At 44.0% G+C, this 23,992-nt stretch carries 19 protein-coding genes; 17 read left to right on the top strand and 2 right to left on the bottom strand.

Translation table 11 applies throughout. The features are described from left to right. Nucleotides 1-17: 17 nt before the first annotated feature. The 6 genes from lrp (at nt 18) to serS (ending at nt 6,992) form a co-directional block, all read left to right on the top strand. Entirely contained in the window at nt 18-494 is a 477-nt protein-coding gene (gene lrp / locus C505_RS0107405; RefSeq protein WP_018691962.1) for a leucine-responsive transcriptional regulator Lrp, read from the top strand. 84 nt (nt 495-578) lie between these two features. Next, nucleotides 579-3,209, top strand: a complete 2,631-nt coding sequence (locus C505_RS24880; RefSeq protein ID WP_018691961.1) for a DNA translocase FtsK — start codon at nt 579-581, stop codon at nt 3,207-3,209. Nucleotides 3,210-3,220: 11 nt separating this feature from the next. Then, entirely contained in the window at nt 3,221-3,931 is a 711-nt protein-coding gene (gene lolA / locus C505_RS21725; RefSeq protein ID WP_018691960.1) for an outer membrane lipoprotein chaperone LolA, read from the top strand. 58 nt (nt 3,932-3,989) lie between these two features. Further along, nucleotides 3,990-5,321, top strand: coding sequence for a replication-associated recombination protein A (locus C505_RS0107390; RefSeq protein WP_026317814.1), 1,332 nt, complete (start codon nt 3,990-3,992; stop codon nt 5,319-5,321). Further along, nucleotides 5,308-5,697 (top strand): fluoride efflux transporter CrcB, encoded by a 390-nt coding sequence (gene crcB, locus C505_RS0107385; RefSeq protein ID WP_018691958.1) that lies wholly within the window; start codon nt 5,308-5,310, stop codon nt 5,695-5,697. The genes C505_RS0107390 and crcB overlap by 14 nt, the downstream gene beginning before the upstream one ends. Nucleotides 5,698-5,699: 2 nt before the next feature. Then, nucleotides 5,700-6,992 carry a serine--tRNA ligase gene (gene serS, locus C505_RS0107380; RefSeq protein WP_018691957.1) on the top strand — a complete coding sequence of 431 codons (1,293 nt, stop codon included), beginning with the start codon at nt 5,700-5,702 and terminating at the stop codon, nt 6,990-6,992. 65 nt (nt 6,993-7,057) lie between these two features. On the opposite strand, the gene C505_RS0107375 is transcribed toward serS, so the two are convergent. Both C505_RS0107375 and C505_RS0107370 read right to left on the bottom strand, forming a co-directional pair. Continuing rightward, on the bottom strand, nt 7,058-9,217 hold the full coding sequence (locus C505_RS0107375) for a TonB-dependent receptor plug domain-containing protein (RefSeq protein ID WP_018691956.1): 2,160 nt from the start codon (nt 9,215-9,217) through the stop codon (nt 7,058-7,060). Nucleotides 9,218-9,402: 185 nt separating this feature from the next. Beyond that, complete coding sequence (locus C505_RS0107370) at nt 9,403-9,906, bottom strand: DUF2938 domain-containing protein (protein ID WP_018691955.1); 504 nt, start codon at nt 9,904-9,906, stop codon at nt 9,403-9,405. Nucleotides 9,907-10,586: 680 nt separating this feature from the next. Here C505_RS0107370 and C505_RS0107365 point away from each other — a divergent pair. From C505_RS0107365 to aroC, 11 genes are all read left to right on the top strand, one after another. Beyond that, nucleotides 10,587-13,997 (top strand): non-ribosomal peptide synthetase, encoded by a 3,411-nt coding sequence (locus tag C505_RS0107365; protein WP_018691954.1) that lies wholly within the window; start codon nt 10,587-10,589, stop codon nt 13,995-13,997. After that, a complete protein-coding gene (locus C505_RS0107360; RefSeq protein WP_018691953.1) occupies nt 13,994-15,616 on the top strand; it encodes a GMC family oxidoreductase in 1,623 nt (540 codons plus the stop codon). The genes C505_RS0107365 and C505_RS0107360 overlap by 4 nt, the downstream gene beginning before the upstream one ends. Further along, complete coding sequence (locus tag C505_RS0107355) at nt 15,613-16,338, top strand: thioesterase II family protein (RefSeq protein ID WP_018691952.1); 726 nt, start codon at nt 15,613-15,615, stop codon at nt 16,336-16,338. The genes C505_RS0107360 and C505_RS0107355 overlap by 4 nt, the downstream gene beginning before the upstream one ends. A 6-nt stretch (nt 16,339-16,344) precedes the next feature. Beyond that, the gene (locus C505_RS0107350) at nt 16,345-17,481 is read left to right on the top strand and encodes an acyl-CoA dehydrogenase family protein (RefSeq protein WP_018691951.1); all 1,137 of its coding nucleotides are present in this window, start codon (nt 16,345-16,347) and stop codon (nt 17,479-17,481) included. A gap of 16 nt (nt 17,482-17,497) precedes the next feature. Continuing rightward, nucleotides 17,498-18,403 (top strand): GNAT family N-acetyltransferase, encoded by a 906-nt coding sequence (locus C505_RS0107345; RefSeq protein ID WP_018691950.1) that lies wholly within the window; start codon nt 17,498-17,500, stop codon nt 18,401-18,403. A gap of 303 nt (nt 18,404-18,706) precedes the next feature. Continuing rightward, nucleotides 18,707-19,612: a GNAT family N-acetyltransferase gene (locus C505_RS0107340; RefSeq protein ID WP_018691949.1), complete on the top strand. Its 906-nt coding sequence runs from the start codon at nt 18,707-18,709 to the stop codon at nt 19,610-19,612. Nucleotides 19,613-19,673: 61 nt separating this feature from the next. Beyond that, entirely contained in the window at nt 19,674-20,138 is a 465-nt protein-coding gene (locus C505_RS0107335; RefSeq protein WP_018691948.1) for a group II truncated hemoglobin, read from the top strand. Between the two features lie 21 nt (nt 20,139-20,159). Beyond that, on the top strand, nt 20,160-21,041 hold the full coding sequence (locus C505_RS0107330; RefSeq protein ID WP_018691947.1) for a metallophosphoesterase family protein: 882 nt from the start codon (nt 20,160-20,162) through the stop codon (nt 21,039-21,041). A gap of 54 nt (nt 21,042-21,095) precedes the next feature. Further along, nucleotides 21,096-21,665: a flavoprotein gene (locus C505_RS0107325; protein ID WP_018691946.1), complete on the top strand. Its 570-nt coding sequence runs from the start codon at nt 21,096-21,098 to the stop codon at nt 21,663-21,665. A 300-nt stretch (nt 21,666-21,965) separates the two neighbouring features. After that, complete coding sequence (gene prmB, locus C505_RS0107320) at nt 21,966-22,895, top strand: 50S ribosomal protein L3 N(5)-glutamine methyltransferase (RefSeq protein ID WP_026317811.1); 930 nt, start codon at nt 21,966-21,968, stop codon at nt 22,893-22,895. A 2-nt stretch (nt 22,896-22,897) separates the two neighbouring features. Next, on the top strand, nt 22,898-23,986 hold the full coding sequence (gene aroC / locus C505_RS0107315; protein WP_018691944.1) for a chorismate synthase: 1,089 nt from the start codon (nt 22,898-22,900) through the stop codon (nt 23,984-23,986). Nucleotides 23,987-23,992: the final 6 nt, after the last annotated feature.

Here is a 23,992-nt window from a genome sequence, read left to right as displayed (position 1 = left end):
ACTAAAATAGGTTGGTAATGGACATACAACGTAAACTTGACCGCATTGATTTGAACATTTTAGATGAATTACAGCAGGATGGTAGATTATCCAATGTGGAGCTTTCTCGGAGAGTCGGACTGAGCCCAACGCCATGTCTTGAACGTGTCAAACGTTTAGAAAGAGAACATTACATCACGGGATACACTGCAAATGTGAACCCCAAACAGCTTGGCGCTGCACTTTTGGTCTTTGTTGAAATATCTCTTATGCGGACTTCTCCAGACGTTTTTGAAGAATTTAGTCAAGCTGTGAAGGAACTTGATGAGATTCTTGAGTGTCATCTAGTATCAGGGAATTTTGATTTTTTGTTAAAAACCAGGGTAGCGGATATGTCCGAGTATCGTACATTATTAGGAGAAACGTTATTACGTCTTCCTGCTGTAAGTGCAAGCAAAACCTATGTTGTGATGGAAGAAGTCAAGCAAACACAGTCAATTCCCATTAAAATCTAATGCAGGTTCGGCAGTGATTTGATATTTTAGCCGTTTCCTCATCGAATAAAGTCAAAAAGACGTAAAACAACGTAGTAACGGATCATGAAAACACCAAATTCGGAGAAAAATTTGCAAGAGGATATAACCGAGACGCGCTTAACAGGGGTACAGCGACTCTTAGAAGTTGGCCTTATTTTCTCGGTTTCGGCCGCCTTATTCCTGTTGATTTCCATTTTAACATTCGATCCCAAAGATCCGAGTTGGACACAGACGGGAACGCATAATGACGTGCATAACGCAGCAGGTGCAATTGGTGCCTGGCTTGCGGATGTGATGTTATTTTCGTTTGGTTGGATTGCTTATGCGCTCCCTGTGATTATGGTGGCAACGGGTTGGTTTATTTTTCGCAAATTTAAGAGCCTGCTTACGATTGATTATTTGACACTCGGTTTGCGCCTCATTGGTTTTTTACTCATGATGATTGGTGCGACTTCCTTGAGTAGTATGAATTTTGATGACATTCAGCAATTTTCCTCAGGTGGGGTCATCGGTGATGTGATCAGTGGCTCCATGTTGCCTTATTTTAATTTTACTGGGACCACTTTAATCCTCCTTTCTTTCTTTTTTACCGGGATCACTTTACTCACAGGGATATCCTGGCTTTATGTGACAGACTTTATCGGCGAAAAGGTATATCAAGTCTTCGATTGGCTATGTAAGAAGCCTAAAGCGTGGTGGTTGAATCGACAAACACAAGAAAAAGCCGAAGAAACGACTCCTGAAGAGAGCATTCTTGAAAAAGTTCTTGCAGAACCAACCAAGGTAGAAACACCAACGCTTGAGAAAGAACCAAGCTTAGTTGGTTTGGATGCGCATCATCAGGCCGAAGGCTTGATGAGAGAACACGTAGAAAAGCCAAAAGCATCACCAGAAAGAAAAGAACCATATATTGAAATTGATCAAATACTCGGTGACAACACGCGCTATAGAGAGCTTGATGATACGCCAGAAGATAATATTCCTGAGGCGATCCAGCGATTTGATTTGAGCATGCTCACCAATGCGCCTGTGATGTCTCCAAGTGAGCCAGTTCAGGAAGAGTCACAATATCCAGATTCTCTGGAAGTAACCGAATATGATGAACCTGTGTGTGTTGAAGAAGAACCGGAATTCAGCTTTGAGCCAATTGCATCCGAGCCAATGCCAACACCCCCTGTGCAGAAGCAAAAATGGCAAGATGAAGTGAGTATGCCGACGCTCGACTTACTTGATCGAACTGATAAAGTACAAAACCCGATCAGTCAGGAAGAATTGGATATGGTCTCTCGTCTGGTTGAAGCAAAGCTGCTCGATTTTAATATTGAAGTCAAAGTGGTTGATGTCATTCCAGGGCCAGTGATCACACGATTTGAACTTGATTTGGCCCCTGGTGTAAAAGTCAGCAAAATTTCTGCTTTATCAAAAGACTTGGCACGTTCTTTATCTGCGATTAGTGTACGAATTGTCGAAGTCATCCCTGGCAAGTCCTATATTGGCTTGGAAATCCCGAATAAACACCGGGAAATTGTCCGTTTGGCAGAAGTCTTAAGCTGCCCGAACTTCGAAAAGTCAAATTCGCCGCTAACCATGGTGCTTGGGAAAGATATTGAAGGCCAACCTGTGATCGTCGACCTGGCGAAGATGCCCCACTTATTGGTTGCAGGTACGACCGGCTCTGGTAAGTCCGTCGGTGTGAATGTGATGATCCTGAGCTTACTGTATAAGTCGACACCAGAAGATGTACGTATGATCATGATTGACCCGAAAATGCTCGAATTATCGGTTTATGAAGGGATACCGCATTTGTTGACCGAAGTGGTTACAGATATGAAAGAGGCAGCGAATGCATTGCGCTGGTGTGTTGGAGAAATGGAGCGTCGTTATAAGCTGATGTCTGCTCTAGGTGTCCGTAACCTCAAAGGCTTTAATACGAAAGTAGAAGAAGCCATCGCAGCAGGCACACCGCTAACGGACCCGCTTTGGAAGCCTTCTGACTCGATGGAATCGACAGCACCACAGCTTGAAAAACTGCCGAGTATTGTCGTCGTGATTGATGAGTTTGCTGACATGATGATGATTGTCGGTAAAAAGGTTGAAGAGTTGATTGCTCGGATTGCACAAAAAGCACGTGCCGCAGGAATTCATCTTGTCCTTGCGACCCAGCGCCCATCAGTGGATGTGATCACGGGTCTAATAAAAGCAAATATCCCAACGCGGATTGCGTTCCAAGTTTCTTCAAAAATCGACTCACGAACCATCTTGGACCAACAAGGTGCTGAAAACCTGCTAGGGCAGGGGGATATGCTTTATCTGCCCCCCGGCTCTGGTGTACCGACACGTGTTCATGGTGCCTTTGTCGATGATCATGAAGTTCATGCGGTCGTCCATGATTGGAAACAGCGCGGTGAGCCCCAATATATTGATGAAATCTTAAGTGGTGAGACAACTGAAGAAAACCTGCTGCCAGGTGAGCAACTGGATGAAGATAGCGAAATGGACCCACTGTACGATCAGGTGGTTGCATTTGTCACAGAGTCTAGGCGAGCCTCGGTATCCGGTGTTCAGCGACGATTCCGGATTGGTTATAACCGCGCGGCCCGCCTTGTTGAACAACTAGAAGCCGCAGGTGTTGTGAGTGCACCAGCACATAACGGTAACCGGGAAGTACTTGCGCCACCACCGCCACAAATATAGAAGTGAAGTGTATGAAATTAAAATTGATTCAAATTCTTTCATTGTTATGTGCACTTGGTGCAATGTCAGCACATGCTGTAGAAGAAGCCAAAACGGCTGAAGGTGCAAAAGCAGAATTAAAAGCAAGACTATTACAAGTCAAAACATTTGCAGCGGACTTTCAACAAAAGGTTTTTGATAAGCAAAATAAACTGGTACAGCAATCCCAAGGTGTGTTGCAACTCAAACAGCCTGGACAGTTACGCTGGGAGGTGACTTCTCCAGAGCCATCGTTGATTGTGAGCAATGGTCAAACACTTTGGTATTATGATGAGTTCCTTGAACAAGTCAGTATTTATGACCAGATGAACATGGTTCAAGACACTCCTCTTGTGATTTTAAGCGATCCAACTGGGGCGGCTTGGAATGACTATCAAATTGAGAAAACGAATGGGATCTATCTTATTCATTCATTGAATGAAAATGCCCAGGTAAAGTCATTATCTCTAAAGCTGAACGCAAATCACGAAATGCAATGGTTGAAAATGCAAGATATTGGCGGCCAGATCAGTGATTATCAGTTTTCTAAGATGAAAATGAACCAACAGATTGCGAGTGCTCAATTTGATTTTAAAACCCCTGAGGGTGTTGAAGTGGACGACCAGCGGATAAAGCCAACCGTTATTCCATCAACTGAAAAGTCAGCCCAAATTGAGAAAGTTGAGAAAACGGATGACCAATAAAAACCTTGGCTTCGATTTTGAAGACTCAACATCGGAGCCAAAGGCATCAGAGCCAACAATGGATGCGGAAGAGCAATTCCAGCCACTGGCAGCGCGTCTCAGGCCAACAACTTTGGATGAATACTTTGGTCAGCAGCATTTACTCGGGCCGAATAAGCCTCTGAGAAAATCGATTTTAGCAGGTCATCACCACTCGATGATCTTGTGGGGGCCGCCAGGCACAGGCAAAACCACACTTGCAGAGCTGATCGCACAGTATGCGAATGCCCGGATATTACGCCTGTCCGCAGTCACCAGCGGCGTGAAGGATATTCGCGCTGCAATTGAGCAAGCTAAGGAAAATAAACAACAGCGCGCTCAAAAGACGTTACTTTTTGTCGATGAGGTGCATCGTTTTAATAAAAGCCAGCAAGATGCATTCTTACCCTTTATTGAAGATGGCACGATTATCTTTATTGGCGCGACGACGGAAAACCCTTCCTTCGAGCTGAATAACGCAATCATTTCCCGAGCGAGGGTTTATCTTCTCAAGAAGTTGGATGAAGTTGACCTCAACGTTGTTTTAGAACGTGCGCTGACAGACCCTAAAAAAGGATTGGGTGAAATGAATATTCAAATGGAAGCATCTGTACGTCAATTACTTTGTCAAATTGCCGATGGCGACGCACGCCGTTTGTTAAATCTTCTCGAGATCGCCAATGACTTTGCGGATGAAGTGGATGGAATGACACATATCACCATAGAAACGATCGAGGCGGTTTCTGGTTCATCCATTGCCACAATGGATAAGCAGGGTGATCATTATTTTGATTTAATCTCTGCTTTTCATAAATCCGTGCGTGGCTCTTCCCCGGATGGTGCTTTGTATTGGTATTGCAGAATTTTGGCTGGTGGCGGCGATCCGCTTTATGTCGCTCGTCGATTACTAGCGATTGCGACAGAAGATATCGGGAATGCTGATCCAAGAGCCATGCAGGTTGCGCTCAATGCTTGGGATATTTTCCATCGTGTTGGCCCAGCTGAAGGAGAGCGGGCAATCGCACAAGCTACTCTATATCTCGCTTCAGCCCCGAAGAGTAATGCAGTCTATATGGCGTTCAACCAAGCGAAATCAGATGCATCACTACAACCAAGTTATGAAGTACCGCATCATTTAAGAAATGCACCAACTCAGTTGATGAAAGGGTTAGGGTATGGTGACTCGTATCGCTATGCACATGATGAACCAGGCGCATTTGCACCCGGGGAGAATTATTTCCCAGAGGAAATCAAAGATACACGATATTATTATCCAAGCGACCGTGGTTTGGAAAAACAAATCCAAGACAAGCTGAAATATTTAAAACAGCAAGACCAACAAAGCCCACAAAAACGATATGAGCGCGCTTAACACTTACCTGTTTATTGCCATCGGAGGCGCATTTGGGGCCTGTTTACGCTATTTTCTTTCAGAAATGATGCTAAATTGGCTCGGAAAGGGATTCCCTTTTGGCACATTGCTGGTTAATATTCTTGGTTCCTTTACCCTTGGGGTATTATATGGACTGTTTGAGCAGGGGCATTTGCACCCTTCACCTTGGAAAATGCTAATCGGCATCGGTTTTTTAGGTGCATTAACAACATTTTCCACATTTTCGATGGATAGTATTTTACTTTTTCAGAAAGGTGAAGTCGTAAAGGCACTGGCGAACGTATTCGTCAATGTTGGGGCATGCCTGCTTGTTGTTTACCTGGGCATTCAATTAGTGAATCACAAAAGTTTATAGTTATGCTAGATCCAAAATTTTTAAGAAACGAACTCGAGGAAACCGCAAAACGGTTGGCAACACGTGGCTATCAAGTCGATGTTGCAGCCATTGAATCGCTTGAAGAAAAGCGTAAATCCTTACAAGTCAAAACCCAGGAACTTCAGAACGAACGTAATACCCGATCCAAATCCATTGGTCAGGCAAAAGCACGTGGTGAAGACATTGAGCCACTTTTGAAAGAAGTCGGCCAACTGGGTGATGAGCTTGATGCAGCAAAACACGAACTCAATGAGCTGCTTGAGCAACTGAAAAACATGTCCCTAGAAATGCCGAATATTCCGCATGAGTCTGTACCAGTCGGTGATTCTGAAGAGGAAAATGTTGAGATCACAACCTGGGGCACGCCAAAGTCTTATGATTTTGAAGTCAAAGATCACGTTGACTTAGGCGAAGCACTGGATAAAGGCCTCGATTTTGAGATGGCAACGAAGTTAGCTGGTTCTCGCTTTGTTGTGATGAATGGGGAAGTTGCACGTCTTCATCGCGCATTGACCCAGTTCATGCTGGACTTGCACACAGAAGAGCATGGTTACTCAGAGACTTATGTGCCTTACCTTGTGAATGCGGATTCTTTAATGGGCACAGGTCAATTACCAAAATTTGCGGATGACTTGTTCCATACACAAGCATTGAGTGAAGGTGGTCATGGTATGTCTTTGATCCCAACTTCAGAAGTTCCGCTTGCGAATATAGCGCGTGATGTGATTTATCAGGCAGACGAGCTGCCAGTCAAAATGACTGCACATACGCCATGTTTCCGATCTGAGGCTGGTTCTTATGGTCGAGATACGCGAGGCTTAATTCGTCAGCACCAATTCGATAAAGTTGAGCTGGTTCAAATCGTACACCCAGAAAAGTCTTTTGAAGCATTGGAAGAATTATGTGGTCATGCTGAAAAGGTACTTCAGCTACTCAAACTACCATATCGTAAAGTTGTGCTTTGCACAGGTGATATGGGCTTTGGTGCTTGTAAAACGTATGATCTAGAAGTTTGGCTGCCTGCACAGGATACTTACCGCGAGATCTCTTCTTGCAGTAATATGCATGATTTCCAAGCAAGAAGAATGCACGCTCGCTTCAGAAACCCAGAAACGAAAAAGCCGGAGTTGGTGCATACATTGAATGGCTCTGGACTTGCTGTCGGTCGTACATTGGTTGCGATTTTAGAGAACTACCAGCAAGCTGACGGTACAGTTCAAATCCCTGAAGTTCTTCAGCCTTACATGAAAGGAAAGAAAGTCATTGGGGAATAACTGATTCATTAAGCTTCATAAAAAAGCTCGGGATATCCCGAGCTTTTTGCTTTCAATAACGCGTTTTAATACTTCAAAATCATTCGGAACATAAACTGCCGACCAGGTTGCATAAACTGTTTTGGTCCACCATTTCTCACATTCGGCTGGAAGTACTCTTCATCAAATGCATTTTTGATACTCAACTGTGCATTCATGGATAAGTCGTTGTACATATAGTCATGGAAGGATAATGTGAAGTTACTGACGAAAGTTCTATCAATATCAAAGGTTTCTGTCAGGGCTGGATTTCCATGCTCTGCGGTCAGTTTGCTAAAGAAGTTTGTCCGGTTGTTCAGCCGGATGTGTGGTGTGAAGTTGTAATTCACCCCAAAGCTTAACCGATGTGGGTAAATATTCAAATTGTCGACTTTCTTCTCTCCGACCATTGAGGCATCCGGATCGATAAAGGTGTAGGCAACATCACCAAACCAAGCGCCATATTTATAATACAACATGGCCTCCAGTCCGTTAATGGTGAAGCTATCTGAAGAGTTTGTAAATTTAGTTGTGAATTCAGGCACGATCTGGTTTGTTGCATCACTTTTGAATATAGTCATATTCCCTTTCATATATTCGTTAAAGCTGTGGTGAACGGAGAGTTCATAATTATCAATTTCCGCCGGCTGTAAGCTGGTATTTGGGGGAATTGAAGGATCAACCTGTGCGCCTTTTTCAAAAATATTTGGCTCGCGGAATGCTTGTCCGTAAAGCGCTTTAAGGTAAGTTTTATCTGCCACTTGATAGACAAAACCACTTCTAAACGTATTTACACTGCCATATTGACTGTGGTCATCACGTCTTGCGCCTAATGTGACATGCAGTTTATCCTCAAAAAATGGCTTTCTTAATTGCAAATATAAAGAACGCTTACTGGAAAGATAAAACGGTCTACGCATCGAGTTCTCATTTGACCGGGTTTCATTAAAGTCTGGCGAGAGTGTAATACTTGATAAAGAAATGCCCATAATATCCAAACGATCATAGGTAAAGCCGACGATCAAATCCCAATCTCCTTCCCATCGATTATGATATTGGAGATCGTAAACGTCTCTTGTTGAGCCAGAACTGTTTTCTTGGCTATAAGTATCAAGAAAATGCTCGTGGATCTCTTCTGTTGTGAGTTTATCATCAGGCCCTAATGTTGAATCTGGATCCTCTGCGCGGATCTTCATGATTTCATCAAACTTTTCTTGAGTGAACCGATAGTTATTTCCCCAAAACCACTCCTTGTAACGTTTATATTCAACTTTAAAATCACCGATGCCATCATAGCCTTTTTCCCAACCGATATAATTCATCCGCATCCGCCGATAATCTCTTTGGTTGGCATAATCCGCAGCAACATTTTCTAGTCCTTTTCCGCTACGCATAAAGAAAGATTCCTGTCCAACGTATACGGATTTATAGCGAATTTGCCATGAAAGAGGCTCTGCGCGAGCGTGATTTATGTAGCCGGCACTATGGAGATTATTCCCTTCTTGTTGATCTTTAGAAAAACCATCTGAAAAGTTCTTTTTATCTTGAACAAAGTCACCAAAATCCCAATTATCTGTCTCAAATATTCTGGCACTGGCACCAATACGTAAGTCACCAAATTTCTTACCTAAAATGATGCTATAAGCGGATGTATCTTCTGTACCTTCCTCCATATGAAATTCAGTGCCATCGTAGTTTTTGTCGTTGCTCTTGGTGATGATATTAATGACACCCACATAAGCATTCGCACCATAAAGCGGAGAACCAGGGCCATTCATGACTTCAATCTGCTTGATGTTGTGGGTTGCAAATTGATAACTGAGGAAAGTCTCTGCAGCGATCAAGTTTTGCATTTCTCGACCGTCAACCAAGATAAGCGTTTGAGAAAAGTTATTCAAAAAACCACGCTGACCACCAAATGAGAAGAACCCAAGTTCGATTGGGGTAACACCCGGGATATTCGCAATGGCTTCACTCAGTGATGTGTAGCCGTTATTCTTGATATCGTTTGCTGTAATGAGATAGACAGTCGCAGGTGCTGTATCGATTTTTTCTGCGGTCTTTGATGCTGTCGTGATTTCGATGTCGAGCAAGTCTTCTAAGCTCAGTTCAGAAAAAGATTCAGCAGCAGTATCTTTTTCATTGGCAATTGCGTGTTGCCAGGCAATCAAGCTCGAAATAGCGAGCGAAATCAATCGCATTTTCATTGTAAGCCTCAGAATATTCCAATTTTTTATTTACCCATAAGAGGTATAGCACTTGGGTGAAAAATAGAAAGTGACGAATAATTTTCGAGGGCGATATACAGAAAGGGTAAAATACGAATAAAGACTGATTTGATGAGTGAAGTACAATAGTACAGTCACTCATCATACTAATAAGGGGTGGCTCTTTAAGGTTGAAGGAATAATGATAAAACAATCGCGGACAAATATAACCCAATCCCAAATGATGCATGAGCAATGAGACTTCGGCGCCGCATGACATTGGGTTGCGGTGTTTTAGATGCCGCAATGCCAGCCCCCATACCAGGTTGCATCATAAAAAATGGTGCTGCAATAGTTGCAATTCCAATAATCAGTGCAGGGAAAATCGTAGGATGATGTGCCCAGCCAAGTCCCCAAATAGCTAAAAGTATGGCTGCAAAGATAACGCCGATGATATAGTGAAGGCTCCAACCGATGATTGCCTCGCCCTTAATTGGCTCAGATTGTCCAATATTTTGGTGTTTAAACTGTCCACGTGGAAAATAACCAACCCAGCGGCCAACCATGGCGTAGTTTAATGAAGGAATGCCAAATAGACGCTTTTGGAGCAAAGCCCAAAGATCCATAATCAGTGTTGCGCCAAGGCCAATGAGTAGTGCATGGATCCAGAATCCTAACGCTTCATTCATGAATAACCTCTCTCATAATCGTGACCAGTTTTGATAAACCACTTGGAACGACAGAGTGAATCGACTGGCTCAGTGTGTTGAAAAGTAACAAAAATCAGTGATTACAGCGCTTGGAATCATGCGGTAGATAAATCTTCATGTCAATCAATATGTTTCTGTAACAGGGGCTGATGATAGTCAATGATTTAAGAATAGTTGTACAAATTGAAACATTCTTACTTGTTTCAAAAAAATATAATTATTTCTTTAAAATACTGATATATGATTAATTTTAATCAGTAATAAGTGCCTTATATTGTAATTACATGCATTTAAATAATGATTAATAGCTAACCATTAATCATTAATATGATGAGTATAAATTAGTCTATATTCAACTGGTTATCAAAACTTATGAAACTTTTCGTCCCTAAATCATACCTACTAGCATGAAAAGCAATTATATTGGCAACCGCCACAAGGTTGAATCGCTTTTTGAATGATTATTACTTGTCATAGACATCAGTAATATTTGAAATTATATCAGTACGTTATGTTTTTGATCGAAGCCCAAATTGATCAAGTTGTATGATTTGCGATCGCTGTATGGGTTAGCCTAAGAAATATCTAATTTTCGTTGAAGTTTGTTGTAGCGGATTAGTTTGTTTATTCATTCAATAATTGAAAGGAAGGAATGACGAATGCGTAGTTTGCTAACAGAAATTGACAAGATAGGGGTACAGGTCCTTGTGAAGAATGGTCAGGTTAACATTGATCCAGAGCAAGGCTTTCCTGAACAGGACTTATCCCTTCATAGACAACAGTTTAAAGATTTACTGACGAATCGATTACCTTTGGAGTCCAATACAGGCACTTCATCGGATCCAAAAGCGCTTGAAGGCACAAATTTTCCATTAACTGATATTCAATATGCTTATCTTATCGGTCGAAATCCGGGCCTCGAATTAGGAGGACGCTCCAGTAGCTTGTATCTGGAATGGGATATCAAAACCATGGATTTGGCGCGATTAAATCATGCTTTAAATCAGGTCATCCAGTTACATCCGGCACTGAGAACTGTTGTCACGGCGGGTGGACAGCAGTCAGTATTACCAGAAGTTGATGCCTATGAAATTGCATTCCAAGATGCATCGGACCTAACGCTACATGAGCAAGAAGCACAACTGAGTCGGACTCGAAACGAAATGGAAAATACAGTGCTGTCTGTTGAGAAAGTGCCTTCGATGGATATTCGTGTCACGCAAACTAGTCAAGATCGCATGCGCTTGCATTTTAATTTTGATTTAATGTTTATGGATATGCATAGCGTGCAGCTGGTTCTTCGTGATTGGCAGCAGTTTTATGAACATGGTTCAGTACAACATTCTGCTCAACCTTCGTTCCAAGCGTATTTGAAGGAAGAAAGAAGTTTACAGGGTAACCCGCAAGGATTGAGAGATCAACAGTATTGGACTGAGCAACTTGAACGTTTACCGATGTCACCAGAGCTGCCGTTAAAAACATCCCCAGAGCTTCTGTCTCGTCCAAAGTTTAATCGCCTCTCCATTGAAATTAAACCGAATCATCTGACCCAGATCCAAAAAGCTGCAAATCGATTTGGCATCACGCTGGAGTCAGTTTTTCTAGGGGCTTACACCGAGGTGATACGCCAATGGTCAAAACGTCAGAACTTTACCATTACATTGACGCAATTGGGGCGTCGTCCTTACTTTGACAACATTGAATCTTGTGTGGGGAATTTCCTACAGCCAATGCTATTTGGCGTAACAAGTCAAAAAGAACAGAGCTTAACAGAACGGTTTACTCAACTTCAGACCGATTTGTTTATGCATCGTTTGCACGCATCATACAACGGTGTTCAGGTTTTACGAGATCTGACTGCACAACGTGGTGAAAACCGTGCGGCTTCTGCGCCTGTTGTTTTTAGTAATACGCTGGATGCAAACCTTGAAGATGTAGTGAAAGGCTTCAAATGGGAAGGTGCAACACAAGTCTATAGCAGCAACCAAACACCGCAGCTTTGGCTGGAAAACCAACTGACACTTGTGGATGGTGTTCTCAATGTGAACTGGAACTTCATCGATGGACTTTTCCCTGATGGGATGATTCAGGTGATGTTCGAAGCTTACGAAAAACTACTCCATGAAGTTGCCACGCAAGAGGCAATATGGGAGCAAACCGGGAGTGTTGTTCAGCTTCCTCTGAGTGATTTCAACGCACGCGTGCTTGCGAATAATACAGTAACCGATATTCCACCGAAGCTATTGCATCATTTGATCCTTGATGCGGCAGTACAATCACCAGATTCTATCGCGATTATTCAAGGCGACCAGCAGATGAGTTATGCTGAGCTGGTTGAGCTGGCCAGTCGGGTTGCAGCAAGGATCCAAGAAGAAGTGCCGGTCGAATCTGGTGATATGATTGCGGTTTCGATTCCACAAAGTCCAGAACTGATAGTCGGTATACTTGGCATCTTAATGGCTGGTGCTGCCTACGTTGCAATTGACCCAACACTTCCAGCGCAACGACGAGAAAAGCTCATGCAACGTTGTCAGTCAAAGTGTGTTGTGTCGATGAGTGATGCACTACCAACTGATGAGGCCTCGAACGAGAGATTACGCATTGATATCGATGCGCCACAAACACTTTCTTATCCATCTGAGGTCCATTCGCCAGAACAGCATGTAGACGAATTGGCTTATGTCATATTCACTTCTGGCTCAACTGGGGAGCCGAAGGGGGTCATGATCTCCCACCGAAATGCATCAAATACGGTTCAAGATATTAATCAAAAATTCCAGGTCACGAAAGACGATGCCGTCTTTTCCATTGCACCAGCAGGCTTTGACTTATCGGTATATGATTATTTCGGCGTACTTGGAGCTGGTGGCCGTGTGGTCTTCCAACCAAGTGAATCACCACAAGATATGCAGGCATGGTGCAATACGCTGACAGACCATCATGTCACTATCTGGAATAGTGTACCTGCCCCGGTAAAAGCGCTTGTGGATCGATGTGGTGCGGAATTGGTGAATACTCAATTACGCTTAATTCTGATGAGTGGAGACTGGATCCCGGTTGACCTTCCAGAGCGAACCAGAGAGTCACTCCCAGATGTCTCGATTATCAGCTTAGGGGGTGCGACAGAAGGATCGATTTGGTCAATCTATTATCCAATTCAACAAGTTGAGGCACAGTGGACGAGCATTCCTTACGGAAAACCACTCGCAAACCAGAAATTCCACGTATTCAATGACTGGATGTCACCAAGTCCAAAGTGGGTGACAGGCGAGCTTTATATCGCTGGTGTGGGTGTTGCTCAAGGTTATCTAGCTGACCCAGAAAAAACCAATTTACGTTTCTTTGACCATCCTGAGACAGGTGAACGTTTATACAAAACAGGTGACTTGGGACGATACACTGAAGATGGTGTCATTGAAATTCTAGGCCGTGAAGATAATCAGGTAAAAATTAATGGCTATCGTGTTGAGCTTGGAGAAATCGAAGCGTGTCTTCTTGACCACGAACAAACATGCCATGTTGTGATGGATGCACCCATGCATCCCAAAACAGGTCAGCGGCATATTGTTGCTTATATCCTTCCTGAAGAGTCGAATGAAGCAGTGAATGAAGATGTACTGCAAACTCAGTTGAAAGACATTGTTCAGGATAAACTTCCTTCGTATATGTTGCCAAGTTACTACGTATTTTTGTCTCATATGCCATTGACAAGTAATGGAAAAATTGACCGGGCAGGATTGCCAACACCTTGGCCGGAAGGGGGAGTAGAGCGTGGTGGGCGTGTAGAGCCTGAGAACGACATTCAAAGGAAATTACTCCAAATATGGTGCGATCAACTGGAACACGATGACTTTGATGTGACCAGTGGTTTCTTCGATATTGGTGGGGACTCACTACATGCAGTTGCTTTATTGGGTGCGCTTCGTGAGGCATTTGATGTCACACCAGCTCAGGAGCAGGACATGATTGAAGGCTTGTTTATGAATGCAAGCATTCAAACCTTCTCCCAAATCATAGAAGCGCTGGTTGAAAGTGAGTCAGCAGAAGCAAAGCTAGCGGAGGTGGTATGAGCACAGCTGCTGGGAACAAACACTTTGATTATATCGTTGTTGGGGCGGGTTCATCAGGCTGTGTGATGGCCGCCCGGCTCTCAGAAGATACAACAAAGTCTGTCTTACTCATAGAAGCGGGTCCTGCTTCTGATGTGCATGATCCGAAAAGTCCGTTACGAGACGCCTCGCGTTTAGTGCTTGAGGGGTATAACTGGGACTATCAAGCTAATTTAACTCGAGAAGATCGACTGACCAACTTATATAACGGTCCGAAAGTAGACCAGCCTAACCCGACCGGACGTAAGTTATTCGGGTATAAAGTTGGTAAGGTTGTTGGTGGATCGTCAGCAGTCAATGGGGCGGTTGCATTGCGAACTTTCCCCAGTGACTTTGAAAAGTGGGCATCCATGGGGTGTCCACAGTGGTCTTGGGAGAATGTCCTTCCATGGTTTCGTCACCTGGAAACGGATGTAGATTTCCCTGAGCATCCAGCGCATGGCCAACAAGGTCCCATGCGTTTAAGGCGTCCATCGGATGAAGAGTTACACTCGCTCGATGCAGCATTTTCTCAAGCCTGTCAAGACGAAGGGATCCCCTATACCGATGACTTGAATCAAGGGGAAGCGCAAGGTGTTGGGCTTGTACCTGCCAATGTTGGTGATAAAGCTGAGCGGTTCGATGTCAATCGTTCCTACCTCGAAGAAGCCAGAGAACGCGCAAATTTAGCCCTCATTACAGAGGGGCAAGTTGCCAAAATTTTATTCGACGGTAAAACAGCGACAGGCGTTCAAATCGTTCGGGAAAACGAAACCGAAGAATTCCATTCTCCACAAGTGATCTTGTGTGCTGGAGCAATTGGGACAGCAGCTATTTTGCAACGCTCTGGAATTGGTGATGCAAAACACTTAAATGCACTCAATATCCCCGTCATTGCTGACTTGCCAGCCGTTGGAAAGAATTTGATGGATCATGTATCTGTCGTGTTATGGGCGCTCCCAAAAGCGGGTGTGTGTACACATGGTTTGCCATGGCGTCAGGTTGCAGCGCGAATCGACAGTGGTTATGACAACCAAGTCGATGTGCAAATTGGACTACTGAATAATATGGATAGTGCAACCGTCCCGAGTTTCCGTGACCGAGTGGCCTATCCAATGCTCGTTGGGGCCTCTGCAATGCTGATGAGGCCTGAAGTCAGAGGTAATGTTTTTATTGATTCACAAGACTCACAGTCCCTTGCACAAATTGACTTACCGTTGCGAGAGAACGAAGCAGATATTGCGCGGCTCGTTGGTGCAGTCCGAAAAATGTGGCGTGTTTTAAAGCACCCTGAAGTGAGTGTATTTCTTGATGGAGTCCAATTTTGGACAGATGCGATGATTGACAATGATGTGGTGATGCACAATGCCATTAAGAATCTCGTGAATCCAGGTTGGCATGCATCGGGAACTGTACGAATGGGGCAACCTGAAGACCCACAAACCGCAGCACACCAAGATGGGCGGGTACAAGGTATCGACGGTGTAACGGTTGCAGATGCTTCTTTATTTCCTGCAATTCCATCTATGCCGACCAATCTCACTACCATCATGATGGCAGAAAAGGTCGCAAATATGCTCATCGAGAGGGGGAATCAATGAGTTCACCAACGTGCGTCATTTACGCATTTCCGCATGCTGGTGCAGGTGCGGGCGTTTATCGACCTTGGCAAAACAAAGCGAAAGATCATGCTTCTTTTGTTTTTCAACCCGTAGAAATACCAGGAAGAGGGAGTTTAGGCAATCAAAGCAGTATTCAAGACTTAACCTTACTTGCTGAAGTTTTGGCAGAAAACATTGTTGCGGACTTTCGACGCCAACAAGAAAAAGGGATCACTAAATGGATGACATTCGGTCATAGTTTTGGTGGGGTGATCAGTGCTGTCGTCACGGAAGTGCTGCACAGAAAGTACCAAATGCTGCCTATGCGAAGTGTGATCTCAGGCGCGATTGCACCGTGTGTTCAAGATTTGGATGATTTACACACTTGGTCTGATGCACAGATCCTGCAAAAAATGAAAGATGATCAGGCAACCCCTTTAGCAATACTCAATGAACCTGCGCTCTCTCGTCGTTTAGTGGCACAGTTGCGTGATGACTATATCGTGCGGAGTCAGTTTGTGACGATGGGTCAACTTCAGGTTGCACAACCACTCACATTGATTTCTGCAACACAAGATGTCCACATCCCGTTAGAAAAGATGACCGCTTGGGAAAATCATACTTCTGCAACGGCAACATTAGTCAGAATCGATGGTGATCATTTCGCGATTTATCAACACTGGCATGTTGCCGAACAAGCATTTATTCAACCGAAGGAGTAACAGATTGTGAAAACGACTCAGGATCAATTTTCCGATTTTCGAGCGACATGCCGAGAATTTCTTGAGCGAGAGGGGGCACCCCATCAAGCTGATTGGGAAGAAAAAGGACTCGTCGATCGAAGTTTTTGGGAAAAAGTAGGTCGTGCAGGACTATTGGGCATGGGGGTTTCGCCAGCACTTGGCGGTCAAGATAAAACTGACTTCCGATATGCACAAGTCTTCACGGAAGAAATGATCCGTGCGGGGATCACAGCACCCATCATTATTTCTCATAACGATGTCATTGCAAGTTATCTCAACGCTTTTGGTACACAAGAACAACAGGAGCGATGGTTGCCTGATTTGTGTGCTGGGCGAAGAATTGCAGCCATTGCAATCACGGAGCCAAGCGGTGGCTCTGATTCTACCGAGATCAAAACAACGGCGGTGCGTGAAGGAGATTATTATCGTTTAAATGGTAGTAAAACTTATATCACCAATGGGATTAATGCCGATTTGGTTTTGGTGGCAGTGAAAACAGATGCAGGACAACGCGGCCAAAATATCAGCTTATTTGTTGTTGAGCGAGAAATGGAAGGATTCACCCGTGGGGACGCACTGAAAAAACTAGGCTGGCATGCCAGTGATACAGCTGAGCTTTATTTCAATGACTGTCTCGTTCCGAAAGAAAACCTATTGGGCCGTGAGAATCTAGGTAGTTTCTACTTTATGACGGGCATGACCCGCGAACGTATGAGTATTTCAACCGTTGCGGTTGCCAGCGCCGAAATGGCGATGCAAGAAACAGTGAAGTACGTCAAAGAGCGAAAAGCATTCGGCCAAGCCATTGGCTCCTTTCAATACAACCGTTTCGTCCTTGCTCAGCTGGATACCGAAGTCAAAATTGCTCGCGTATATCTGGATGACGCCATCCAAAAGCTCAATCAAGGTAAGTTGAGTTTGGAAGATGCCGCCCGCGTAAAGTGGTGGACGACTGAGTTACAAGTCAAGGTGGCAGATCGTTGTTTACAGTTGCACGGTGGTTCTGCCTATATGAGTGATTCAAAGATAGGAAAAAACTGGGTGAATAGCCGAGTGCAGAAGATCTATGGCGGAACCAGTGAGATCCTGCAAGAAGTGATCAGTAAATCAATGGGCCTATAGCCCCTAAGGAGAAATCGTGGAAGGTTTGATTGAAGAAGTAAGTATGCTTGAAAATAATGAAATAACCAAAGATCAATGGCGAATCGAAACTGCCACGCTCAACCAATGGCAGTATGTTACAGAATGGGCAACATTAGAGGGATGGGATATTGGACTAGATGATGCCAGCAACTTTTTTAATGTGGATCCAGAAGGATTCTTTATTGGCTTTTTGAATGGAAAGCCTGTTGCTGCGGTATCGGTTGTCAATTTTGGTGAAGATTATGCGCATATTGGACACTATCTCGTCGATAAAAATATGCGAGGTAAAAGCTGGGGTCCAAAATTATGGAAAGAAGCGCTAAAACATGCAGGCGATCGTCCAAAAGGAGGGGATGGAAACCTCCAATACGAACGAAGTTATGGTAAATGGGGGTTTGTGACCCATTACCAGTCACTGAGGATGATTGGCATTATTGAGGAGGAAGTAACTGCAAAGGACAATACAAATATTGAGCGTATTGATATTGAGAACCTCAATGCTGTTGTTGCATACGATCAGGATACAGTTGGTTATTCACGTCGCTCATTACTGCAAGACTGGTTTACCGGAGAAGGGCGAGTTGGTTATTTGATGCGTTCTGAAGATGGCTTATCTGGATTAGTTGGGCTTCGAAAATCTACAGATGGTTATCGTGCTGGACCCTTGTATGCAGATAACTTAGAAACACTCCAAGTTTTATTTCAGCAAATACTTTCAGAGCTTCCTGCTGGCGCACAGTTGACCGTCGATGCACCCGAGACCGATGGTGGAGAGTTTATACAACTTGCAGAAAGTTATGGTCTTAGAGAAGTATTCCGTACAAACCGAATGTACGAAGGTGACATCGTGGAAGCGAAAGTTCAGCGTATTCGTGCCATTGGTTCATTGGAGCTTGGTTGATCTGAACCCATAAAGCTATGCCATCGCAATCCATACGGTGACAGTTGATCGCGCACATTGAATGGAAAATAAAGTTGGGAAAGATTTAACTTGCTGATATTAAAATAAATAGCCGCAAATAAGTTAGGTGTTTTAATCAATTTTCGCATGTTAGTTTGGATAATTCAGCTTGATGTGAAAGCAGATAAGTTGATTGACAAAATATCGTGAAAAAACATTGCGTGAATACTGTCGATTTGTCGATTGTATCTCGCAATCACTTTTTAGAAATTCAATGGGCGTATCGCCCTTTAAGGAGAAATTTTGGAAGATTTGATTGAAGAAGTTTCTGTGCCTGAAAGTGAAGCTATAAACAAAGACCTATTTCGGATAGAAAATGCGTCGCTAGCTCAATGGCAATATGTGATTGAGTGGGCAGCCAAAGAGGGATGGAATATCGGTTTGGGTGATGCTGAACACTTTTTCAAAGTTGATCCAGCAGGCTTTTTTATTGGCTTTTTAAACGATAAACCCGTATCTGCAGTTTCGTTTGTCAATTTTGATGAAAGCTACTCGCATTGGGGGCACTTTATTGTGGATCCCAAATTAAGAGGACGAAACTATGGTATCAAGTTGCTGGATAAAGGGTTAACACATGCAGGAAGCCGAAGTATTGGTGGCGATGGTAATGTGCAGTATGAACGTGGTTACGGTCGATGGGGTGCAAAAACGCATTATCAAACGTTAAGGCTGGTTGGTGTCATTGATAAAAATCAGCTCTTTTTTGAAGATAATTTCGAGTGCATCACATCGGATAACCTTGAGGAAGTGATTGACTACGACAAGCAATGTCTTGGTTATTCAAGAAGAGCTTTACTCAATCAGTGGTTCTTTGGAGAAGGACGACATGGGTTTTTAGCACGTTCGGGGGAAAATATTGTCGGGATCCTGGGTGTAAGAAAATCCATTGAAGGGTACCGAATAGGCCCATTCTATACAGAAAACGATACTCTGATGAAATCACTGTTCCAAAAAGGGATCAATTCGTTACCAGAAGGCTCACAATTAACGGTTGATGCCCCACAAGCGAATGATGGGACATTTATCCAATTTGCCACAAGCCTTGGCATGAAGGAGGTTTTTCGTACAAATCGAATGTTTATTGGCACTGAGCTACCGCAATCAAGACTAGAATCCATCCATGCGATTGCAACCTTGGAGCTTGGTTAAATAGATAGGTTATCTCGCTCATCCGAATGATATTTTGATGAGCTATGAAGAGGAAATCAAAATGGAAAACGAAACACCAACCATCTTTGAATGGATGGGAGGCCGGCCTGTTCTTCGGCGTTTATTGAAGAAGTTTTATGCAAAAGTAGAAGTTGATGAAATGCTAGCGCCTTTATTTAAGCATATGCCCCCTGACCATCATGAGCATGTCGCGATGTGGTTTGAAGAAGTCCTTGGTGGGGAGCCACTCTACACTGAGGAGCGGGGTGGTTTTAAAAATATGATTAAAATGCACCGAGGTCGGGCGATCAAACCAGAACAACGTGACCGTTGGGTTGAATTAATGATGGAAACGGTCGAGGAAGTTGACTTACCTCAGGATCCAGAATTCCGAGCGGCATTTGTCGGCTATATTGAATTTGGCTCCCGTCGCGCACTGAGTAACTCACAACCTGGTGCACCAATGCCAACACGAGAGACGATATTGAAATGGGGCTGGGGAGTTGCACCTCCGGGTACACCTTAACAAATCAAATGGAAGCGCTGCATGTTATTTGCTGTGAGTGATTTACATGTATCTCATGCCGGAAATCGCGCTGTTGTATCTGCGTTTTGGCCTGAGACGGAACATGACTGGCTGATCCTGGCAGGCGATATCGCTGAACAAGAGTCAGATTTTGAGTGGGCGATCAGCTTACTGGCTGATCGGTTTGAAAAAGTGATATGGACACCTGGAAATCATGAGCTTTGGAGTACACCCAATGATAAGTTGAAATTACCAGGAGAGCTCAGATACAAGCACTTGGTCAAGATTTGTCGACGATATGGTGTTGCGACACCAGAAGATCCATTCCTGCGTTATACCTGTCAGGATGGCTCCCACGTCACAATTGCCCCTATTTTTACTTTATATGATTACTCATTTAGAAATGCAGCCGATCATACTGCGTTGCAAGCAGTGGAAAGAGCAAGGCGTTCAGGTGCGATGAGTTCTGATGAGTTTTTCTTAAAAGCATTTCCATACCAAAGTGTAATGAATTGGTGTGATGAAAGAGTTGCTTATACAGACGAGCGGCTTCGCCAGCTCGACTCGGAAGAACCAATTGTTCTTGTCAGTCATTTCCCCTTAATCAAAGAGGCGACGAATGGACTGAAAAACCCTGACTTTGCAATTTGGTGTGGGACGAATAAAACGCGTAAAATGGTAGAGCAGCTGAATGCAAAACTCGTGATATATGGTCATTTGCACCTCCCGAGCGTGGATATATATGAAGGTGTGATCCATGCTGAGGTTTCTTTAGGCTATCCGAAGGAGCGTGAGAATCAGCCACCCAACTCATTTTTGGTTGAGTTGGAAACGCTTTTGTATGATGCAAAGGGTGAGAACTATTCACCTCAAATGGACCATCTGCGAAGTGTTGGTTTATAACCGCTGCTTCTACAAAGATGCAGATATAATAAAACAAACGAATAGAGTCACTTGATGATGAACGAAGAAAAAACTCAACAAAAACCTCGTATCCTAATTGGTGTAACCGGATCCGTCGATATTGCATTATTACCCCGATACTTGATGGCCATTAAATCAAATATCAATTGTACGTTAACGGTCTTGATGACACCCAATGCAGGGACCTTCATTCCACCAGAAACTCTGGCGCTTTACGCGGACAGAGTGATCAGTGGTGAAAATCCGAAGGACTGGCCGACAGATAAACCATCACGAATTGTCGCTGATCACGATATTGTTGCGGTCATGCCCGCGACGGCAAATACGCTTTCAACGGTTGCACATGGTGGTGCCACGAATCGTTTAACAACAGTGATTATGGCTGCGGGTTATTCAGTATTATTCTTCCCGGTCATGGGGGCTGTGATGTGGGAAAAACCAGCCGTTAAAAGAAATATCGCTCAGCTCAAAGAGGACGGTTATCATGTGATTGAGCCACTTTGGCATGAAAATTTTGACGCATCACTCCAGAAGATGGTTGGCCATCCATCCTTACCAGAGCCAGAAACCGTCATTGCACTCATTCGAGATCATTTGAAGTAATTTCTATAGGGGAAAGAAAAACGGTCTTGGTGATGAAGTTCATTTTGAGCAGCTAAAATCGTGATGTGCAGGTGTCCTTGTTTGTTTTTTGAGGTAAGATAGTGCGGAAAGTTAAAATCGTGAACGACAAGGCACGAATACAGGCATCTGGCAGTGAGTACACTCAGCTCAGGTGACTGACTTTAAACGATATTGTGTTGCAGTAATCTACTCTGTTCGCACGGCCTCTCTGTCGCGTGATCCGAGTAGATTTTATGAATGAAAGGATAATGTCCCATCATGCAAGCTTCTGATGCTTCGATAACCCAAGTTAATTTCCAACAGGCATGCCAACAATTGAACACGGTTCAAGACTTTGTTCGCTGGACTGCATCTCGCCTCTCAGAATATGGTGCCTATTTTGGGCATGGGACTGATAATCCATGGGATGAAGCAATCTACTTAGTCACTCATGCGATTCATCTCAACGATGCATTATATCCTGCCATCCAAAATTCGAAGGTCACTGAGGATGAAAAATCAACACTGGCAGCGCTCATCGAGCAGCGTGTTGTCGGACGTGTTCCTACGGCTTACTTGGTGAACCAAGCTTATTTTATGGGTTTACCATTCTATGTTGACGAGCGTGTTTTGGTGCCACGTTCACCCATTGCTGAATTATTAGAAAATCAACTGGAGCCTTGGTTGAAAGGACGCTTTGTCCATCATGTTCTTGATCTTTGCACAGGCTCGGGTTGTATTGCTATTGCAGCTGCACATGTTTTCGAAGATGCGATAGTGGATGCTGTGGATTTATCTCCAGAAGCATTAACCGTTGCAGAAATGAATATTCACTCCTTAGGAGTCTCTGACCGAGTTTTCCCCATGCTGTCTGACGGTTTTGATGCACTAGGTGAGCAGAAATATGACGTGATCCTCTCAAACCCGCCTTATGTCGATGAAGAAGACATGGAGAGCCTGCCGGATGAATACCGACACGAGCCAGAAATGGGGTTGGCGAGTGGAGCGGATGGGTTGGAGTTACCTCGCCGAATTTTAGCGCAAGCAGCAGATCATATGACGGATGACGGGGTGATGATCTTGGAAGTTGGAAACAGTGAAGTGCACCTTCGTGCACAATATCCGGATGTTCCATTTGAATGGGTAGAGTTTCAAAAAGGCGGTCATGGTGTGCTTGTGATCACAAAGGCTCAACTAGAACAACATCGTCATCTTTTTCAAGGAGCATAATCATGGCTGGTAATACAATTGGTAAAGTATTTCGCGTTTCTACATTTGGAGAGAGTCACGGGCCAGCGCTAGGTGGTGTCATCGATGGTTGCCCTCCAGGGCTGGATATTTCTGAGTCAGACTTACAATATGACTTAGACCGCCGCAAACCAGGCACTTCACGGTATACGACAAAACGCCGTGAGGCCGATGAGGTCCGCATTCTTTCTGGCGTATTTGAAGGAAAAACCACAGGAACATCGATAGGCGTTCTTATTGAGAATACTGACCAGCGTTCAAAAGATTACTCTGCTATTCAGGACTTATTCCGTCCAGGCCATGCAGATTATACCTACCATCAAAAATATGGTCATCGCGATTATCGTGGGGGTGGTCGTTCCTCTGCCCGAGAGACCGCGATCCGAGTTGCAGCTGGCGCAATTGCAAAAAAATATTTGAAAGAAACCCTTGGTATAGAGATTCGGGCTTGCTTAACCCAGCTCGGCCCAGTTCAAGCAGAACAACTTAATTGGTCACAAGTCGAGGAAAATGCATTTTTCTTCCCAGATAAAGATAAATTAGATGATTTGGATACCTATATGCGAGATCTGATGAAAGCAGGGGACTCTGTTGGCGCGAAGATCCAGGTGGTTGCATCAGGTGTCCCAGTTGGCTTAGGTGAGCCAGTTTTTGATCGACTTGATGCGGATCTTGCGCATGCACTCATGAGCATTAATGCCGTCAAAGGGGTTGAAATTGGAGATGGGTTCGATGTTGTTTCACAAAAAGGAAGTGAACACCGAGATGAAATGACACAGGATGGTTTTCAATCCAATCATGCGGGTGGAGTTCTTGGGGGGATCTCAACTGGACAAGATGTCATTGCTTCCATTGCCCTCAAGCCAACTTCCAGCATTACTGTGCCTGGAAAAACAATGACGAAAACGGGTGAATCAGCGGAAGTTATCACGAAAGGACGTCATGACCCATGTGTTGGTATCCGTGCAGTGCCCATAGCAGAGGCGATGATGGCGATTGTTCTCATGGATCATTATTTAAGAAATATGGCACAAAATCACCAAGTCAAAACAGATACGCCTATTCTAAAATAATGATAC

It is taken from the genome of Algicola sagamiensis DSM 14643 (assembly GCF_000374485.1).
Classification (GTDB): Bacteria; Pseudomonadota; Gammaproteobacteria; order Enterobacterales; family Alteromonadaceae; genus Algicola; species Algicola sagamiensis.
This window is presented reverse-complemented; position numbering and strand designations above follow the sequence as displayed.

What these genes read in the sequence shown, in the direction of transcription:
- lrp (WP_018691962.1), top strand. Translation starts at nt 18, where the DNA reads ATGGACATACAACGTAAACTTGACCGCATTGATTTGAACATTTTAGAT.
- C505_RS24880 (WP_018691961.1), top strand. Translation starts at nt 579, where the DNA reads ATGAAAACACCAAATTCGGAGAAAAATTTGCAAGAGGATATAACCGAG.
- lolA (WP_018691960.1), top strand. Translation starts at nt 3,221, where the DNA reads ATGAAATTAAAATTGATTCAAATTCTTTCATTGTTATGTGCACTTGGT.
- C505_RS0107390 (WP_026317814.1), top strand. Translation starts at nt 3,990, where the DNA reads ATGGATGCGGAAGAGCAATTCCAGCCACTGGCAGCGCGTCTCAGGCCA.
- crcB (WP_018691958.1), top strand. Translation starts at nt 5,308, where the DNA reads ATGAGCGCGCTTAACACTTACCTGTTTATTGCCATCGGAGGCGCATTT.
- serS (WP_018691957.1), top strand. Translation starts at nt 5,700, where the DNA reads ATGCTAGATCCAAAATTTTTAAGAAACGAACTCGAGGAAACCGCAAAA.
- C505_RS0107375 (WP_018691956.1), bottom strand. Translation starts at nt 9,217, where the DNA reads ATGAAAATGCGATTGATTTCGCTCGCTATTTCGAGCTTGATTGCCTGG.
- C505_RS0107370 (WP_018691955.1), bottom strand. Translation starts at nt 9,906, where the DNA reads ATGAATGAAGCGTTAGGATTCTGGATCCATGCACTACTCATTGGCCTT.
- C505_RS0107365 (WP_018691954.1), top strand. Translation starts at nt 10,587, where the DNA reads ATGCGTAGTTTGCTAACAGAAATTGACAAGATAGGGGTACAGGTCCTT.
- C505_RS0107360 (WP_018691953.1), top strand. Translation starts at nt 13,994, where the DNA reads ATGAGCACAGCTGCTGGGAACAAACACTTTGATTATATCGTTGTTGGG.
- C505_RS0107355 (WP_018691952.1), top strand. Translation starts at nt 15,613, where the DNA reads ATGAGTTCACCAACGTGCGTCATTTACGCATTTCCGCATGCTGGTGCA.
- C505_RS0107335 (WP_018691948.1), top strand. Translation starts at nt 19,674, where the DNA reads ATGGAAAACGAAACACCAACCATCTTTGAATGGATGGGAGGCCGGCCT.
- C505_RS0107330 (WP_018691947.1), top strand. Translation starts at nt 20,160, where the DNA reads ATGTTATTTGCTGTGAGTGATTTACATGTATCTCATGCCGGAAATCGC.
- C505_RS0107325 (WP_018691946.1), top strand. Translation starts at nt 21,096, where the DNA reads ATGATGAACGAAGAAAAAACTCAACAAAAACCTCGTATCCTAATTGGT.
- aroC (WP_018691944.1), top strand. Translation starts at nt 22,898, where the DNA reads ATGGCTGGTAATACAATTGGTAAAGTATTTCGCGTTTCTACATTTGGA.